Raw genomic sequence first — 15,062 nt, 5'->3', positions numbered from 1 at the left:
ATCCTAGGTTAATGCTTATTAACCCAGGCTAGACGCCTGAAAGGATGCGCCGATGATGAAGAAACTTTTTCCCGCACTTGCAGCCGTAGTCCTGGCTGCATCTTTCGCCCTGCCGCTAAACGCCACACCGATCGTCGTGCCGAAAGCAGTGCCAATGCAGGCCGCCGACATCGAGCAGGTCAAACACCGCAGCCATGGCAAAAAGCATGCGAACGGCCACTGGAAGCACCGGCGATACGCTTACCGAGACTGTCGGTATTACGGCTCATGCTACCGTCCGCGGAACTATGGCTATCCCCGAAATTATGAATACCCCCACTACGGCTATCGCGACTATTACCCTTACCAACGTAGGTCAGGTGTGAGCCTGTATTTTAATTTCTAGCCGTCCGCGCAGGACGACGAGAAGTACGACACGGGCATCAGAGGTCGTTATTTCGGTGCCGATACGTCCAGTCGATCATCGGGGCGACAGCAAAACGGAAGCCCTCCCTTAGCGCTGTCAGCCTCACCAGCTGGCATCGCCTCACCCTCGGGCGAGGCTTTTTTTGCTGTCGGCGCCGGCAAAGAAAAAGGTCGGGGCGAATGCTCGCGCCGACCCTTCTTTGATTGCATCAGCACGGTGCCAGTACATCCGTGGTCACCAGCAAAAGCTATCTGATGGACTGAATCTATTCGCCTTGTGAATTTTTGCAAGGATTAGGGGGTGCCGATTTAGGGTTAGGTGAAGGAGGCCCAATACCCACGGTACGACGAAAAGTACGACCTAACACGAAGTCACCTTGTTTCTGGGCCGATCCGTCCAGTCGATCATCGGGGCGACAGCAATACGGAAGCCCGACCACTGCGCGCCGGTTCCGCTTAGATGGCATCCTATCGTTATGATAAGCGTACAACTTTTGGGCAGAAAGCGGAAATTATGCAGCAAATTCAATGTTGCATGGCGGAAGAGGTGGGATTCGAACCCACGGTACGGTTTCCCGCACGCCGGTTTTCAAGACCGGTTCCTTAAACCACTCGGACACTCTTCCATCTGCTTGAAAAGGTGGTGAAATCGACATTCTGTTGATTTCTGCGAACCGGCCATTGCCGCCGATTTGCTACCCAATCACTCGATGGCTGGCTTTTTAGCAGCTTTGATAGCAGCGTCAACTTGCTCTGCAGCATTTGCCAGCATCTTCGCCGATCGCAGTTCCGGCGCGTAAGTCTTTGCCTCTTTGCGATAGGAAACAGGCAGAGCGGCCTGTTCCGTACATTGGAAATGACTGGCGTTCGCCCCGGCTTGAGCGTTTACTGTGTTGTTCTGGCGGAGGAAACAAACCATGGCCATGTATCTCACGCGCTTTAGCTACACGCCCGAGACGTGGGCGCGAATGATCGAAAACCCCGAGGATCGCCGAGAGGCGGCACGCAGTTACATCGAGTCTGTGGGCGGAAAGCTTCATGGATTCTGGTACGCCTTCGGCGAGCATGATGGTTGGAATCTGTGGGAGGCGCCTGATAACGTATCGATGGCGGCAGTCGCGCTTGCGATCGGTGCAGGAGGCGCGCTCAGCTCCATGGAGACCACTGTCCTCCTCAGCGTCGAGGATACGATCGAAGCCTTGGAAAAGGCGAAGTCGATCCGATATCGTCCACCGGCAGCGTAGGTGGCGGTCCGATGCCAGCGAGCCCTCCGCGGCTCTCCGCGTAAAGTCTGAGCCGGACCGCCGATTGCTCAGTGGCCCGGCCGTTAAGCGTCACTTCGACTTGATGTTTTCCCAACGCTTCAAGAGGTCGGTATGGCTGTCGGTCCAACCCTTGACCGCCTCGTCCATTGTCTTGCCGTCGGCGACTGCCCCGGCGATCGCGGTGATATCTGCGAGCGGGAGATATACGCTGGCGATGACTTCGCGCGCATGCGGGTTCTCGGCGGAGAAGCCACTCTTAGCTATCCAATTGTAGGTCTGCGCCAGCGGGAATATTGCCTTCGGGTCCTTCAGAAACTTGACCGGGTACTTCTGTATCATCCACGACGGCTCCCAGAGCGTCACAGCAATCCATTCCTTTCGGTCGATGGCCGACTTCAATTCAGCCGTCATCGCAGCCGTGCTGCCTTCGACAAGCTGTAGCTTGAGGTCATAGGCTTTGACCGAGTTGGCGGCATCGCGCATCAGGCCTGAGCCCGGCTCGATACCGACGATCTTGCCGCTGAACTTGTCAGCGTTAGCGTTCAACTGCTCCATGGAGTCGATCGGCACATAATTCGGAACCGCAATAGCCTGGTACAGGCCAAACGAAACCGGCGATATCTTCTCCAGCTTCTTCTTGTTCTTATCCCAATAGTCCTGTGCGACGTAGTCGGTCAGCGAGGCGAGAATCTGGATATCACCCTTGCTGAGTGCGGTATAAGCGATGCCCCATTCGGAGAACGACACGACCTTCACGGTGTAGCCGGAATCTTCCAGCGCCTTCTTGGTGACACCGCTGATCGCTCCCAGATCTTCCCACTGCATCGTGCCAATGGTGATGGTCTTTTCTTCTGCGTGCGCGGGCAGCATGGTCATTCCGAACATGGCCGCTGCACAAAGCATTTTCCACAACTTCATCATTTTTTGCTCCTAGTTTTCGTTCCCCTTTTCATGAAACACCAGCGCTCGGCCTGGCCTTCATGATTGCGCGGCGAGGGGTCATCCCTGCGCGCAATTCCTGCAATCAGATCACCGAGTCCCGCTCGCAGCCATCATGGCCACGACCTTGCAGACGGCGCGGCCCACATCTTTCGGGACCTCAGGCGTGCCTTAACTTTGCGTATGCCTTTAAGATCGATCGGTGGAGGACTGGCCGAAATCGAACTGATTGGCGGGAATTCAACTCTACGGCCTTGATCAAACCGCGGCCATGAATCGATGCGCGTCGTATATGGCCGCGTGGATGTTCCTGCTTGCGACCGCATCGCCAATCCGAAACAGCTGAAACTTGCCACCGGGGTTATTGGCTACAACTTGCGGCTTGCCCGCTATGAAAGCCCGATAGTCGATTTCACCTTGGTTCCGGGAGAGCGGCTTGAGCGAGAAATAGAGTTCGTCCATCGGCTTCGTCCCGCTTTCGACGACAACCTGGTCCACTTCTTTTTCGACCCGGACCTTGGAATACTCGTCGAAAAGTATGACTGCGATCCTGTTTCCGCGACGTTCGAGGCGCTCAATGCGCAGGTTCAGGGTAATCTTTGCGCCTGCTTTGTTGAGAGCACGGAAATAGGCGGGGTAGCTCGTTGCCCCGATGTCCGGCGCAAGGGTTCGTGCAGGCGTGACAACTTCAAGCTTCGAGCCCGCATCGACCAGAAACTCCGCGATCGTCATGGCGGGGTGCGAACCGTTGTCGTCGTAGACCAGCACATTTTTCGCGGGCTGAACGCTTCCGCCGAGGATATCCCAACTGGTCGTCGCGAGCTCCTGTCCTTCCTCAAGACAGTCAACATTAGGCAGCCCGCCCGTGGCAACGACGACGACGTCGGGTTCTTCAGCCACAACGTCACTCGCATCGACGAAGCGATTGTAGTGGAATTCGGCGCCGAGGCGCTCGCATTCAGACAAGCGCCAGTCCACGATCCCAAGGATTTCGCGACGTCGTTTCAGTGCCGCGGTTATTAGAATTTGTCCGCCCGCCTTGGGTCCAGCCTCAAAAACCATGACCTTGTGGCCCCGCTCGGCTGCGACCCGTGCAGCCTCGAGACCGCCCGGTCCCGCTCCGACGACCACAATCTTGTGGATTGGCCCGCTGGTCTTCCGGATCACATGCGCGAGGCTGCCCTCCCGACCAGTCGCCGCATTGTGCACGCACGCGGCGTTGCCGGCAGGGTAGATGGAGTCGATACAGAACCCCATGCCGACACAGGGGCGAATTTGATCCTCCTTCCCTTCGATCACCTTGCGGATGATGTGAGGATCGGCAAGGTGCGCGCGTGTCATGGCGACCATGTCAAGCTTACCGCTCGCAATTGCGTGTCGCGCGGTAGCCACATCCTGAATTCTTGCCGCATGAAAGGTCGGTAACTTCACATTCTGACGAACCTCTCCGGCGAAATCGAGATGGGGAGCAGATGCGGCTCCCATGTTCGGAATCACATGGCTCAAGGCCTCGTCTTCTGAGACGTGGCCGCGAATGACGTTGACGAAATCGATCAATCCGCTGGCCTTCAATCGACGGGCAATCTCCACCCCTTCGTCGCGCGAGAGTCCTTTATCCCAAACCTCATCGCAGACCATACGGACGCCGACTATGAACTCGTGGCCGATACGCTTGCGGATGGCGGTTAGAATATCGTTCACAAGGCGCATCCGGTTCTCGAGCGAGCCACCGTAGTCATCGTCCCGCTTATTTGTTGCCGGAGACCAGAAATGCGCGATGAGATGCGAGGCGCACTCAAGCTCGATACCGTCAAGCCCTGCCGCTTTGATCCGCTCCGCACTGTCGGCATACGCCATGATCACGCGCTCGAAGTCCCAATCCTCCATCGCCTTGGGATAGGCAGATGCGCAGGCTCCTGGATGTGGGACGCATCGATTGTCGGAAGCCAATCGCCTTTGTTCCAGTTGGTTCGGCTTCCAAGGTGAGTGATTTGAATCATCACGGCAGCGCTGTGCTCGTGAACGTCGTCGGCAAGCTCTCGAAGCCACTTCACGGACTCGTCTTTGTGGAGTTGGATATTGCCGAACGCCTGGGGACTATCGATGTCAACGACGGATGAACCGCCGATCATCGTCATAGCTATCCCGCCTTTGGCCTTTTCCGAATGGTAGAGACGGTAGCGCTCCTTCGGGAGGCCGTCTTCAGTGTATCCCGGTTCGTGCGCCGTCGACATCATCCTGTTTCGGAGTGTCAAATGCTTGAGTTGGAAAGGCTGGAGCAATGGATCGTTTGACATCTCAATTGTTCCCGTGACGGCCTATTGTCGTTGTCGCCTGTTCTCCCGACGTCGGGTTGTGGCGGGCGAACGACAATGTCCGGCGAGGGCGTGAGGCCGTAAAGGGCAAATAAATTCATGGAAGTATGAGGCAGGATCGATAAAGACCTTCGAGGTCGGATCGGCAGGCACGCGAGTGGGTGATCGTCCGCCACGCTTGTTGACCACGCGAACGATAAGGTGTTCGCTTCTTGCCGGTGCGCAGTCTTGCACCGTGTGGGACGGCGATTCCGTGCGCTGCAATTTTCGAACGGCGAAGAACTCGAAACCATGAGTCATGACAGTCAGTCGTTACGACGGACAATTCCCTCCCTTCACAGCCTGATCCTGTTCGAGGCTGCGGCGAGGTATCTGAACTTTTCGAAAGCCGCCACGGAATTGTCCATCACTCAGCCTGCGGTCAGCCACGGGATCAGACAACTCGAGTCGTCTCTCGGCCACGCGCTTTTCGTCCGGGAAAGGCGGGCGCTAAGCCTGACAACGCAAGGCCAACGCCTCTATTCGGCGGTATCGGGGGGATTTGCATCGATCGCCGAGACGCTTGACGATATCGCCGGTATGCCTCGCCGAGACACGCTCGTCATCAGCGCCTCGACGGTCATGGCGACAGAGTGGCTGATGCCGCTGCTGCCGGAATTTCGCCAAATCCATCCCGACTTGATGATTGACCTGAGATGCCTGGACCGCGATCCAGCGATGACGACGAGCAACATCGATGTTCACATTCGGCTCGGCGATGGAAACTGGCCGGATTGTGATGCCATTCCGCTGTGGGACGAGGAAATATTGCCTGTTTGCAGCCCGGTTTACCAGGCGAAGAGCAAGCCTCTGTCACTCGCGAGCGATATACTGCGCCATCGGCTTATACACTACGTTGACCCGTATCGCTTCAGGATCGGTTGGGCCGAGTGGTTGCGGGCCACAGGCGTCGGCGCTCCGCCAACTTTGCCGACATCGCTGCAGGTCAACGATTCCCTTGTCGCGATGAAAGCTGCGGAAAATGGCGAAGGCATCGCGCTCGGTTGGCGACCTCTCATCGATCGGCCCCTTCGAGAAAACCGCCTTGTCATTGCTCTTGACCGCAGCCTGAAGACAGGGAGGCGTTTCTACGCGGTAACGCCAAGTGCCCCAAATCGCAGAAAGGTCGCCCTGATTTTCAGAGACTGGCTGGCGAACCGTTTTGAAGGTCTTTGAGGCGCGCGTGTCGTTCTCGCCCTTGGCGTGATTCTGGAGGGGATGCTGCGCATAGACGCAATTCCAACTGCTTTGGGAAGTAGCAGCTAGCCCCCGTCGGATCCGAGGCCCTTCGGACCGTTGAGCTGGTTCATATCCTCGCAGAGAGAGCGAACCGCCTCCATCGTCACGGCGAGTGCCGACATCAGGATTGCGATGTCGTTGTCTTTATCTGGTTGGGAAAGCGCGAGAGATCGGGCATGCAATTGTTGGCTGACCGTGTCGAGCTGCGTCAGGGTTTCATCGTTCATGGTGATCCTCCAAAGGTCTAAACCTTCAAAGCCTGCGGCGGCCATTTCGTTCCCATACAGCCACGAAGCGTCAAATACGCGATCCGCGTTGCATCATAGCCAGTCGGCGGGGTGACCTACCCATTCGGCTTGCGCAGGGGTGGAAGCCGCAGGTAGGGATTTTGGGGATCGTAGGGTCCCTTCGGTTCACCCTTGCCGGCCTTTACCAGATTGGGCACCAGCTTTCCCTTCGGCCCGAAAATATAGTCGATGCCGGCGCAGAGATGGGCGAGGGAGCGGTAGTTGAAATATTTGAACCAGTCGTCGGCAAGGAAGGCGGCTTCGTCCCACGTCTTTCCGCGGATGCGGTCATAGCCGGCCCGCTGCAGATAGGCTTCGCCTGTTCTCCTATCGACGGCGGCACCGAGGCATAGGTTGCCGGCGATCAGCGACAGGCGGAGCACCTTGAGGGTTTCGGCATCCTTGTTCGGCAAGGGTTTCAAGGTCTCCGCAAGATAAAAATTCGTCGAGGGATCATTGGTCATCGTCTTGCGCCAATAGGCGGGGAAACCCTCCGTGGCGGCGCCGACCGCCGATGGGGCTGACATCACCACCAACAGGATCAAGCTTTTGAAAGTTCGGCCCATTCTTATGCCCCCAACCCGCGATGAGCGTGCATAGCGTCATATCGCCGGGATAGGCAAGGAGTGCCGCGCTGCCGCTCGCGAAATACGCGCAGACCGTGTTTCAATATGGAGCTTTTGGGGCATCCGGAAGCGCCCAGATGTTCACCATATGCCCCGCATCGGCACGATGATTTCGGGCCTCATTGCGGCGGCGGAAGGGTAGGCGGAAAGGGCTCGCGTTAGTGATTTATAAACCATAATCATTAGAATTGTCGCTATCGCTGCGAAATCGTTCGTAAATTTGCCATGAACTTAACAAGATTAAAGCCTCGTTAGGCGGGTGGGGATAAGGCGTTATTGGCCCAGGATGGGGCAAGGTTCCTTAACCATAACGATCTTTGAGCGGCGTGGGGCATATGAAACTGGATTACGGGGCGGCGTCTTTCGCAACGACAGCACGGTGGCTGGCGATCTCGGCGATGTGTGCAACGGTGGCGGCGTGTGGCACGACGCAGGCAGTGCCGAAGAAAAAATCCCACGGCAAAGAATATTTCTCCGAATCCGAATATGGCGTGAAGGCGAGCCCGCGGGTCGCCACCGGCAACAACATCCCCAAGGGCGGCGGCCGCTACATCGTCGGCAATCCCTACGAGGTGAAGGGCAGGTGGTATTACCCGAAGGAAGACTTCGCCTATAACAAGGTCGGCGTCGCCTCCTGGTATGGTTCGGCCTTTCACGGGCGTCTAACGGCGAACGGCGAAGTCTACGACCAGATGCATCTTTCCGCCGCGCATCCGACCTTCCCGCTGCCGAGCTATGCGCGCGTCACCAATCTCGAAAGTGGCTCCTCCGTCATCGTGCGCGTCAACGATCGCGGCCCCTATCACGAAGGCCGTATCATCGACCTTTCCAACAAGACGGCCGATATGCTCGATCTGCAGCACAGCGGCACCGGCAAGGTGCGCGTGCAATATGTTGGCCGCGCCCGTATGGACGGCCACGACATGCCCTATCTGATGGCTTCCTACGTGCCGAAGGGCAGCCGTATTCCCGGCGTCAATCCGGAAGGCCAGATCGCAACCGGCGTGATGGTCGCCTCCAACAGCCGCAAGATCACCCGCGACCAGCTGCAGAGTTCGGAAGATTACGAGACGCCGGCCAACGTGCCGGTGCCGATGTCGGCAACCTCCTACGCCGGCTCGACGCCGAGCGCACGCTACAACGCAGCACCCGCTCCGGCACCGGCTGCCCATGTTCTGGTCGCGCCATCGGCGCCGTCCTTCAACAATGGCGCGCAGGCCATGGAGCAGATGGTCGTACTGCCCGAGATCGGTCCGATGCCTTATGAGCGGCCTCAGAATTCGCTGGCGCTCGGCTACCAGAACGAAGAGGTGAAGACGGTGACCGTCGATCTCGCCTTCGATGCGGTGATGGTGCGCAATGACGGGCTGACGCAGGATTCGATCCTTGCCGCAGCCAAGCGTCATCAGGCCAAATCCGTCGCGCGCTGAGCATGGCATTGCATCGGATTCTCCCTGGCTCTAACCTCCCGACATACGCCGCTCCATAAATGGAAATTGCGATGCTGAAGCCTGCGCTTCGCCTGCTTGCATGCCTGATGCCGTTTGCCACCGGCGCGTTTGCAGCCGATGGCGGTGCCGCCGGTTTCGCTACCAAGGCGGCGCAGGCCTATATGATCGAGGCTGCCACCGGCACTGTGCTTCTCGCCAAGAACGAGGACCAGGGCTTTTCGCCGGCTTCGCTCGCCAAGCTGATGACGATGGATCTCGTCTTCGAGGCGGTGACGAAGGGCCAGATCACGCTCGATACCGAATATCCCGTTTCCGAATATGCCTGGCGGACGGGCGGCGCGCCGTCGCGGACGGCAACGATGTTTGCCAGCCTCAAATCGCACGTGCGCGTCGAGGACCTGATCAAGGGCGTCGCCATCCAGGGCGCCAATGACAGCTGCATCATCCTCGCCGAAGGCATGGCCGGTAGCGAGCAGCAATTTGCCGTGTCGATGACGCGCCGGGCCCACGAGCTCGGCATGGAGAAAGCTGAGTTCGGCAATTCCACCGGCCTTCCCGACGGCAAGAGCAAGGTGACGGCGCGCGAAATGGTCACGCTTGCCGCGACCCTGCAGCAGACCTATCCGAATCTCTATCCCTATTTCGCCCAGCCGGATTTCGAGTGGAACAAGATTTTCCAGCGCAACCGCAACCCGCTGCTCGGGCTCGATCTCGGCGCCGATGGGCTTGCGACCGGCTTTACCGAGGGCGAGGGGTATTCGATCGTCGCGTCGGTTGAGCGCGACGGCCGGCGGCTGTTTCTGGCGCTTGCCGGCATCGATTCCGACAAGGAGCGGACGGAGGAGGCCAAGCGGGTGCTCGAATGGGGGCTGACGGCCTTCGAAAACCGGCAGATCTTCGCCGAGAAGGAAGTGATCGGTGCCGCCAGCGTCTATGGCGGCACGGCACGCACCGTCGATCTCGTCGCCAAGGCGCCGGTCAGCGTCTATATTCCGATCAGCAATCCCGACCGGCTGTCGGCGCGCATCATCTATCGCTGGCCGCTGACGGCGCCGGTCAAGCCGGATACCCAGGCAGGCACGCTGAGGATTTTTGCCGGCAGCCGGCTGCTCAGGGAAGTGCCGCTCTATACCGTGCAGGCGGTCGGCGAAGGCTCGCTCAGCAGCCGGGCGGTCGACGCCGTGTTGGAACTCGGCGAATCGCTGTTCTTCTCCTGGCTCTGGGATAAGTCCGCGCCCGGCTAAAAGCCCGGTCCTTTCATGCAATTTGCCGGGAAAGGTGAATATGTCGCCGCGGCAAAAGGTTTTCCTACCTGATATCTTCGGATAGATAGAAGGAGCAGGGCGCGTGCGGCGCCTGGAATGCGGGAAGTTGTCATTGTCATCCGGTACGGGATTGTTCGTTACGTTTGAAGGCGGGGAAGGCGCTGGGAAATCCACGCAGATCCGCCGCCTCGCCGAGGCGCTGAAGGGCGAAGGTCACGACGTGCTGGTGACGCGCGAACCAGGCGGATCGCCGGGCGCCGAAGCGGTGCGCCATGTGCTGTTGTCGGGGGCTGCCGAAGCCTTCGGCACGCGAATGGAGGCGATCCTCTTTGCCGCGGCCCGCAACGACCATGTCGAAGAGGTGATCCGGCCGGCCCTTGCATCAGGCAAGGTCGTGCTCTGCGACCGCTTCATGGATTCCTCCCGGGTCTACCAGGGCGTCACCGGCAATCTCGAGCCCGATTTCATCGAGACCCTGCAGCGCATCGCCATCAACGGTGTCATGCCGGATTGCACCGTGATTCTCGACATCCCCGCCAAGGTCGGGCTGGAGCGGGCGCAAAAGCGTGCTGCGGCCGATGCTCCCGATCGCTTCGAGAAGGAGCGGCTGGAAACGCACGAGAAACGGCGCGAGGCCTTTCTCGATATCGCCGCCCGCGAGCCGGAGCGCTGCCACGTGGTCAACGCCATGCAGGCGGAAGAGACGATCGGCGCCGAGATCCTGGCGATCGTCAAACAGCTGCTATCGCCCGCAGGCCGTGCCCGAATGCCGGAAGCCGCACATCATGAGTGAGGCCCAGTATGAGTGAGGAAAGGCCCGGACTGCTCGACGGCGCCATCTGGCCGGGAGAAAATACCAGGCTGTTCGGCCATAAGGATGCGGAAGCCTTCCTCGCGCAGTCCTACCGGTCCGGCAAGGGCCACCACGCCATCCTGATCGAGGGGCCGGAAGGCATCGGCAAGGCGACGCTCGCCTTCCGCTTCGCCAATCACGTGCTCTCGCATCCCGATCCCGAGACAGCGCCGGAGACGATCGGCGATCCGGATCCTGCCTCTCCAGTCAGCCGGCAGATCGCGTCGGGCGCCTCGCACAATCTCCTGCACCTTGCCCGGCCGGTGGACGAAAAGACAGGCAAGGTGAAATCAGCGATAACAGTCGACGAGGTGCGCCGCGCCGGCAAATTCTTCTCGCAGACCTCCGGTACCGGCAACTGGCGGATCGTCATTATCGATCCGGCCGACGACATGAACCGCAATGCGGCCAACGCCATCCTGAAGATCCTGGAAGAACCGCCGAAGCGGGCGCTTTTCCTGGTGCTCTCGCATGCGCCGGGACGGCTGCTACCGACGATCCGCTCGCGCTGCCTGCCGCTGAAGCTGGCGCCGCTCGCCGACGATGAACTCGTCGCGGCCCTTGCCCATCTCGGCATATCAGGCGAAGGCGGGGCGGTGCTTTCGGCCGCCAATGGCAGCGTCGGTGAGGCGCTGAAACTCTTGAACTACGGCGGCGGCGAGATCATCGCCGCCTATGACGAGATGCTATCCGCCGAGGGACCGACAGCACGCAAGGCAATGCATCGGCTGGCCGACGCGCTTTCGGGGAGGGAAAGCGACACGATTTTCGATTTCTTCGTCAGCCACGTCGGCGACGACATCATGAACCGGGCTCGCGTGGCAGCGGGCGAAGGGCAGATCACTGCTGCGGAGCGGCTGGCGCGGCTCTATTCCGAGATCACCGAACGGCTCACCGTTTCCGATGCCTACAACCTCGACCGAAAGCAGACGATCATCAGCATTCTCGCCGATATCAAGCAGCCAGGCCTCTAAAGCGCGTCACCGCTGATACTTTTCGGCACCATGCTCTGATCAGCCGGTCAACAGCTTCAATGCGACGACAGCAAGCGTGGCGGCAAGGACGATGCGGATGGTGCGTTCGTGCAGCTTCGGCGCCAGAAGGCTTCCAATGATGATGCCGGGGATAGAGCCGATCAGCAGGGCAAGCAGCATCGGCCAGTCGATCTCGCCGATCAGCCAATAGCCCGTGCCGCCGATCAAGGTCAGCGGTACCGCATGGACGATATCGGAACCGACGATCTCGCGCACATCGAGCCGGGGATAGAGGACCAGCAGGATCGTCACACCCAGCGCGCCGGCCCCGACCGAGGTCAAGGTGACGAGTACGCCGAGAACGAACCCGAGAATGACAGTGAGGGCGAGGATGGTCGTCGGCTTTGGCGGCGTTCGATCACCGATGGCGCGGCGCGCCAATTCGAGGATCGGGCCACGGAAGACCAGCATGATCGCGGTCATGACGAGAAGCCAGCCGAGCGCGGTGGTGATGGTATTGGTCACGCCGATGCTTTTGCGATCGACGCCTGCCAGCAGCCACAGCATCAGCAGGGCGGCCGGCAGGCTGCCGGCTGCGAGGCTGCCGACGATCTTCCAGTTGACCCGCCCATGCATGCCGTGAACGGCTGTGCCCGCCGTCTTGGTGATCGCCGCATAGAGAAGATCGGTGCCGACGGCAGTGGCCGGATGAACGCCGAAGAGCAACACCAGCAGGGGCGTCATCAGCGAACCGCCGCCAACGCCGGTGATACCGACGAGGGCGCCGACACACAGACCGGAAAGCGAATAGAGCGGCTCGAATGTCAAACAAGCGCCCCTGGCTGCGCGGGGCCGCGACAAATCCGGTAGATGAAAACTGGCACCTCGTTCTTGTCCCGCCCTCTTTCCCAAGACGGGTAGATTGGGCGAGAAGCCGAGTCAAGTTCGCCACGCCAGCGTCTGGGAAATCATCGACAGCTGGAAAGTTGAGGTTTCGCTCGGCGGTGACATGCGCTAAGAGCGGCTGACCATTTTTATAGAGTTAGCCGGACATTGGCCGCCATGACAGACAAGACACCCTTCTACATCACCACCGCGATTTCCTACCCTAACGGTAAGCCGCATATCGGCCATGCCTACGAGCTGATCGCGACCGATGCAATGGCGCGTTATCAGCGCCTGGATGGCAAGGATGTCTTCTTCCTGACCGGCACCGACGAACACGGCCAGAAGATGCAGCAGACGGCGCGCGCCGAGGGCATCACCGCACAGGCGCTCGCCGACCGCAACTCCGGCGAATTCCAGGCGATGGCGACGCTGCTCAACGCCTCGAATGATGATTTCATCCGCACCACGCAGGAGCGTCATCACGAGACTTCGCGGAACATCTGGAAGCTGATTGCCGACAATGGCGACATCTACAAGGACAGCTATGCCGGCTGGTATTCGGTGCGCGACGAGGCCTATTACCAGGAAAACGAGACGGAGCTGCGCGCTGACGGCGTGCGCTACGGGCCGCAGGGCACGCCTGTCGAGTGGGTGGAAGAGGCAAGCTATTTCTTCAAGCTCTCCGAATACCAGGAAAAGCTGCTTGCGCATTATGAGGCGAACCCCGACTTCATCGGTCCGGCCGAGCGCCGCAACGAGGTGATCTCCTTCGTCAAGTCGGGCCTCAAGGACCTCTCGGTCTCGCGCACCACCTTCGACTGGGGCATCAAGGTGCCGAACGATCCGGCCCACGTCATGTATGTCTGGGTCGACGCACTGACCAACTACATCACCGCGACCGGCTATATCGAGGACAGGAACGGCCCGCGGGCGAAATACTGGCCGGCCGACGTGCACATCATCGGCAAGGACATCATTCGCTTCCACGCCGTCTACTGGCCAGCCTTCCTGATGTCGGCGAAGCTGCCGCTGCCGAAGCGGGTCTTTGCCCACGGCTTTCTGCTCAACAAGGGCGAGAAGATGTCGAAGTCGCTCGGCAACGTCGTCGATCCGGTCAATCTGGTGAACCATTTCGGCCTCGACCAGGTGCGCTACTTCTTCCTGCGCGAAGTGTCCTTCGGCCAGGACGGCAGCTATAGCGAAGAGGCGATCGGAACCCGCATCAACTCCGACCTCGCCAACGGCATCGGCAATCTCGCCAGCCGCTCGCTGTCGATGATCGTCAAGAATTGCGACGGCAAGATCCCGGATTGCGGGGCGCTCAGCGACGAAGACAAGGCGATGCTGGCACAGGTCGATGCGCTGCATGCCTCGACCCGCGAAGATATGGGCAAGCAGCAGATCCATCGGGCGCTCGCCTCGATCATTTCGGTCGTCTCCGAGACCGACCGCTATTTCGCCGGCCAGGCGCCGTGGGCACTGAAGAAGACCGATCCGGAGCGGATGGGCACGGTGCTCTACGTGACCGCCGAAGTCGTGCGCCAGATTGCCATCCTGCTGCAGCCCTTCATGCCGGAATCATCCGGCAAGCTGCTCGATCTTGTTGCAGCACCTGCAGACAAGCGCGAATTTGCTGCCCTCGGCGAAGCCGGCCGTCTGGTTGCCGGAACGGCGCTCGAAGCGCCGACGCCGGTCTTCCCGCGCTACGTGGCTCCGGAGGCTTGAGGCCGTGTTGATCGACACGCATTGCCATCTTGATTTCGCCGACTTCGAGGCGGAGCGGGACGAGATTGTCACGCGCGCCCATCAGGCCGGTGTCAAGCAGATGGTGACGATCTCGACGCGGGTGCGCAAGCTCGACGCGCTGCTTGCCATCACCGAGAAATATCGCTCGGTGTTCTGCTCGGTCGGCACGCATCCGAACAATGCCGACGAAGAGCTGGATATCCAGACGGAAGAGCTGGTGCGTCTCGCCAATGCCCATCAGAAGGTGGTCGCGATCGGCGAGGCCGGTCTCGATTATTTCTACGACACGCAGAAGCCTGAGGATCAGCAGACCGGATTTCGTCGGCATATTGCGGCGGCGCGCGAGACCCGGCTGCCGCTCGTCATCCACAGCCGCAGCGCCGACGAGGACATGGCTGACATACTGACAGAGGAAAGCGGGAAGGGGGCCTTCCCCTTTATTCTCCACTGCTTCTCCGCCGGCCCGGAGCTTGCCAAGACCGGTGTCGCACTCGGTGGCTATATTTCCTTCTCGGGCATCCTGACCTTCCCGAAGTCGGAAGAGCTGCGCGAGATCGCCAGGACGATCCCGCATGAGCGGCTGCTTGTGGAAACAGACGCGCCCTATCTCGCGCCGAAGCGCTGGCGCGGCAAGCGCAACGAGCCGTCCTACGTCGTCAACACGGCAGAGGTGCTCGCCGATACGATCGGCCTGTCCTACCAAGAGGTCGCGCGGATCACGACGGAGAACGCTTTCCGGCTGTTCTCGAAGATGCCGAGGATCTAGCGGC

At 59.9% G+C, this 15,062-nt stretch carries 14 protein-coding genes, 1 tRNA gene and 1 pseudogene; 9 read left to right on the top strand and 7 right to left on the bottom strand.

The window, feature by feature from the left end; all coding sequences use genetic code 11:
• The first annotated feature begins 52 nt into the window (after positions 1 to 52).
• Positions 53 to 385, top strand: coding sequence for a hypothetical protein (locus tag AB8B31_RS10245; RefSeq protein WP_171820916.1), 333 nt, complete (start codon positions 53 to 55; stop codon positions 383 to 385).
• Between the two features lie 556 nt (positions 386 to 941).
• Here AB8B31_RS10245 and AB8B31_RS10240 read toward each other — a convergent pair.
• A tRNA-Ser gene (locus tag AB8B31_RS10240) sits at positions 942 to 1,031 on the bottom strand.
• Positions 1,032 to 1,108: 77 nt separating this feature from the next.
• A complete protein-coding gene (locus AB8B31_RS10235; RefSeq protein ID WP_028733726.1) occupies positions 1,109 to 1,330 on the bottom strand; it encodes a hypothetical protein in 222 nt (73 codons plus the stop codon).
• On the opposite strand from AB8B31_RS10235, the gene AB8B31_RS10230 reads away from it, so the two are divergent.
• Positions 1,323 to 1,649 (top strand): GYD domain-containing protein, encoded by a 327-nt coding sequence (locus AB8B31_RS10230; protein ID WP_011652042.1) that lies wholly within the window; start codon positions 1,323 to 1,325, stop codon positions 1,647 to 1,649. The two genes, AB8B31_RS10235 and AB8B31_RS10230, sit on opposite strands and share 8 nt — an antisense overlap.
• A gap of 90 nt (positions 1,650 to 1,739) precedes the next feature.
• Here AB8B31_RS10230 and AB8B31_RS10225 read toward each other — a convergent pair whose 3' ends face one another.
• Together AB8B31_RS10225 and AB8B31_RS10220 are read right to left on the bottom strand one after the other, a co-directional pair.
• Complete coding sequence (locus AB8B31_RS10225; protein ID WP_128409135.1) at positions 1,740 to 2,591, bottom strand: glycine betaine ABC transporter substrate-binding protein; 852 nt, start codon at positions 2,589 to 2,591, stop codon at positions 1,740 to 1,742.
• A gap of 276 nt (positions 2,592 to 2,867) precedes the next feature.
• Positions 2,868 to 4,906, bottom strand: a pseudogene (locus tag AB8B31_RS10220) (FAD-dependent oxidoreductase).
• A gap of 309 nt (positions 4,907 to 5,215) precedes the next feature.
• On the opposite strand from AB8B31_RS10220, the gene AB8B31_RS10215 reads away from it, so the two are divergent.
• Entirely contained in the window at positions 5,216 to 6,139 is a 924-nt protein-coding gene (locus AB8B31_RS10215; protein WP_080671804.1) for a LysR substrate-binding domain-containing protein, read from the top strand.
• Positions 6,140 to 6,225: 86 nt separating this feature from the next.
• On the opposite strand, the gene AB8B31_RS10210 is transcribed toward AB8B31_RS10215, so the two are convergent.
• Both AB8B31_RS10210 and AB8B31_RS10205 read right to left on the bottom strand, forming a co-directional pair.
• On the bottom strand, positions 6,226 to 6,429 hold the full coding sequence (locus tag AB8B31_RS10210) for a hypothetical protein (protein ID WP_028733723.1): 204 nt from the start codon (positions 6,427 to 6,429) through the stop codon (positions 6,226 to 6,228).
• A 116-nt stretch (positions 6,430 to 6,545) separates the two neighbouring features.
• Positions 6,546 to 7,055 (bottom strand): hypothetical protein, encoded by a 510-nt coding sequence (locus AB8B31_RS10205; protein WP_028733722.1) that lies wholly within the window; start codon positions 7,053 to 7,055, stop codon positions 6,546 to 6,548.
• A gap of 395 nt (positions 7,056 to 7,450) precedes the next feature.
• Between AB8B31_RS10205 and AB8B31_RS10200 the strand changes: the two genes are divergently transcribed.
• The 4 genes from AB8B31_RS10200 (at position 7,451) to AB8B31_RS10185 (ending at position 11,658) form a co-directional block, all read left to right on the top strand.
• Positions 7,451 to 8,545: a septal ring lytic transglycosylase RlpA family protein gene (locus AB8B31_RS10200; RefSeq protein ID WP_028733721.1), complete on the top strand. Its 1,095-nt coding sequence runs from the start codon at positions 7,451 to 7,453 to the stop codon at positions 8,543 to 8,545.
• Between the two features lie 71 nt (positions 8,546 to 8,616).
• The gene (locus tag AB8B31_RS10195) at positions 8,617 to 9,810 is read left to right on the top strand and encodes a D-alanyl-D-alanine carboxypeptidase family protein (RefSeq protein ID WP_018242068.1); all 1,194 of its coding nucleotides are present in this window, start codon (positions 8,617 to 8,619) and stop codon (positions 9,808 to 9,810) included.
• Between the two features lie 133 nt (positions 9,811 to 9,943).
• Positions 9,944 to 10,624, top strand: a complete 681-nt coding sequence (gene tmk, locus AB8B31_RS10190; protein WP_018242067.1) for a dTMP kinase — start codon at positions 9,944 to 9,946, stop codon at positions 10,622 to 10,624.
• An 8-nt stretch (positions 10,625 to 10,632) separates the two neighbouring features.
• The gene (locus tag AB8B31_RS10185; protein ID WP_028733720.1) at positions 10,633 to 11,658 is read left to right on the top strand and encodes a DNA polymerase III subunit delta'; all 1,026 of its coding nucleotides are present in this window, start codon (positions 10,633 to 10,635) and stop codon (positions 11,656 to 11,658) included.
• Positions 11,659 to 11,697: 39 nt separating this feature from the next.
• Here AB8B31_RS10185 and AB8B31_RS10180 read toward each other — a convergent pair whose 3' ends face one another.
• Positions 11,698 to 12,486, bottom strand: a complete 789-nt coding sequence (locus AB8B31_RS10180; protein WP_018242065.1) for a sulfite exporter TauE/SafE family protein — start codon at positions 12,484 to 12,486, stop codon at positions 11,698 to 11,700.
• Between the two features lie 234 nt (positions 12,487 to 12,720).
• On the opposite strand from AB8B31_RS10180, the gene metG reads away from it, so the two are divergent.
• Together metG and AB8B31_RS10170 are read left to right on the top strand one after the other, a co-directional pair.
• A complete protein-coding gene (gene metG, locus AB8B31_RS10175; RefSeq protein ID WP_028733719.1) occupies positions 12,721 to 14,271 on the top strand; it encodes a methionine--tRNA ligase in 1,551 nt (516 codons plus the stop codon).
• Between the two features lie 4 nt (positions 14,272 to 14,275).
• A complete protein-coding gene (locus AB8B31_RS10170) occupies positions 14,276 to 15,058 on the top strand; it encodes a TatD family hydrolase (RefSeq protein ID WP_028733718.1) in 783 nt (260 codons plus the stop codon).
• Positions 15,059 to 15,062: the final 4 nt, after the last annotated feature.

The sequence above is a fragment of the Rhizobium sp. 62_C5_N11_2 genome (assembly GCF_051811185.1).
In the GTDB taxonomy this organism is placed as follows: Bacteria; Pseudomonadota; Alphaproteobacteria; order Rhizobiales; family Rhizobiaceae; genus Rhizobium; species Rhizobium leguminosarum.
The sequence above is the reverse complement of the archived record's forward strand: the minus strand, read 5'-3'. Positions and strand labels throughout refer to the sequence as shown.

What these genes read in the sequence shown, in the direction of transcription:
- AB8B31_RS10245 (WP_171820916.1), top strand. Translation starts at nt 53, where the DNA reads ATGATGAAGAAACTTTTTCCCGCACTTGCAGCCGTAGTCCTGGCTGCA.
- AB8B31_RS10230 (WP_011652042.1), top strand. Translation starts at nt 1,323, where the DNA reads ATGGCCATGTATCTCACGCGCTTTAGCTACACGCCCGAGACGTGGGCG.
- AB8B31_RS10235 (WP_028733726.1), bottom strand. Translation starts at nt 1,330, where the DNA reads ATGGCCATGGTTTGTTTCCTCCGCCAGAACAACACAGTAAACGCTCAA.
- AB8B31_RS10225 (WP_128409135.1), bottom strand. Translation starts at nt 2,591, where the DNA reads ATGATGAAGTTGTGGAAAATGCTTTGTGCAGCGGCCATGTTCGGAATG.
- AB8B31_RS10215 (WP_080671804.1), top strand. Translation starts at nt 5,216, where the DNA reads ATGAGTCATGACAGTCAGTCGTTACGACGGACAATTCCCTCCCTTCAC.
- AB8B31_RS10210 (WP_028733723.1), bottom strand. Translation starts at nt 6,429, where the DNA reads ATGAACGATGAAACCCTGACGCAGCTCGACACGGTCAGCCAACAATTG.
- AB8B31_RS10205 (WP_028733722.1), bottom strand. Translation starts at nt 7,055, where the DNA reads ATGGGCCGAACTTTCAAAAGCTTGATCCTGTTGGTGGTGATGTCAGCC.
- AB8B31_RS10200 (WP_028733721.1), top strand. Translation starts at nt 7,451, where the DNA reads ATGAAACTGGATTACGGGGCGGCGTCTTTCGCAACGACAGCACGGTGG.
- AB8B31_RS10195 (WP_018242068.1), top strand. Translation starts at nt 8,617, where the DNA reads ATGCTGAAGCCTGCGCTTCGCCTGCTTGCATGCCTGATGCCGTTTGCC.
- AB8B31_RS10185 (WP_028733720.1), top strand. Translation starts at nt 10,633, where the DNA reads ATGAGTGAGGAAAGGCCCGGACTGCTCGACGGCGCCATCTGGCCGGGA.
- metG (WP_028733719.1), top strand. Translation starts at nt 12,721, where the DNA reads ATGACAGACAAGACACCCTTCTACATCACCACCGCGATTTCCTACCCT.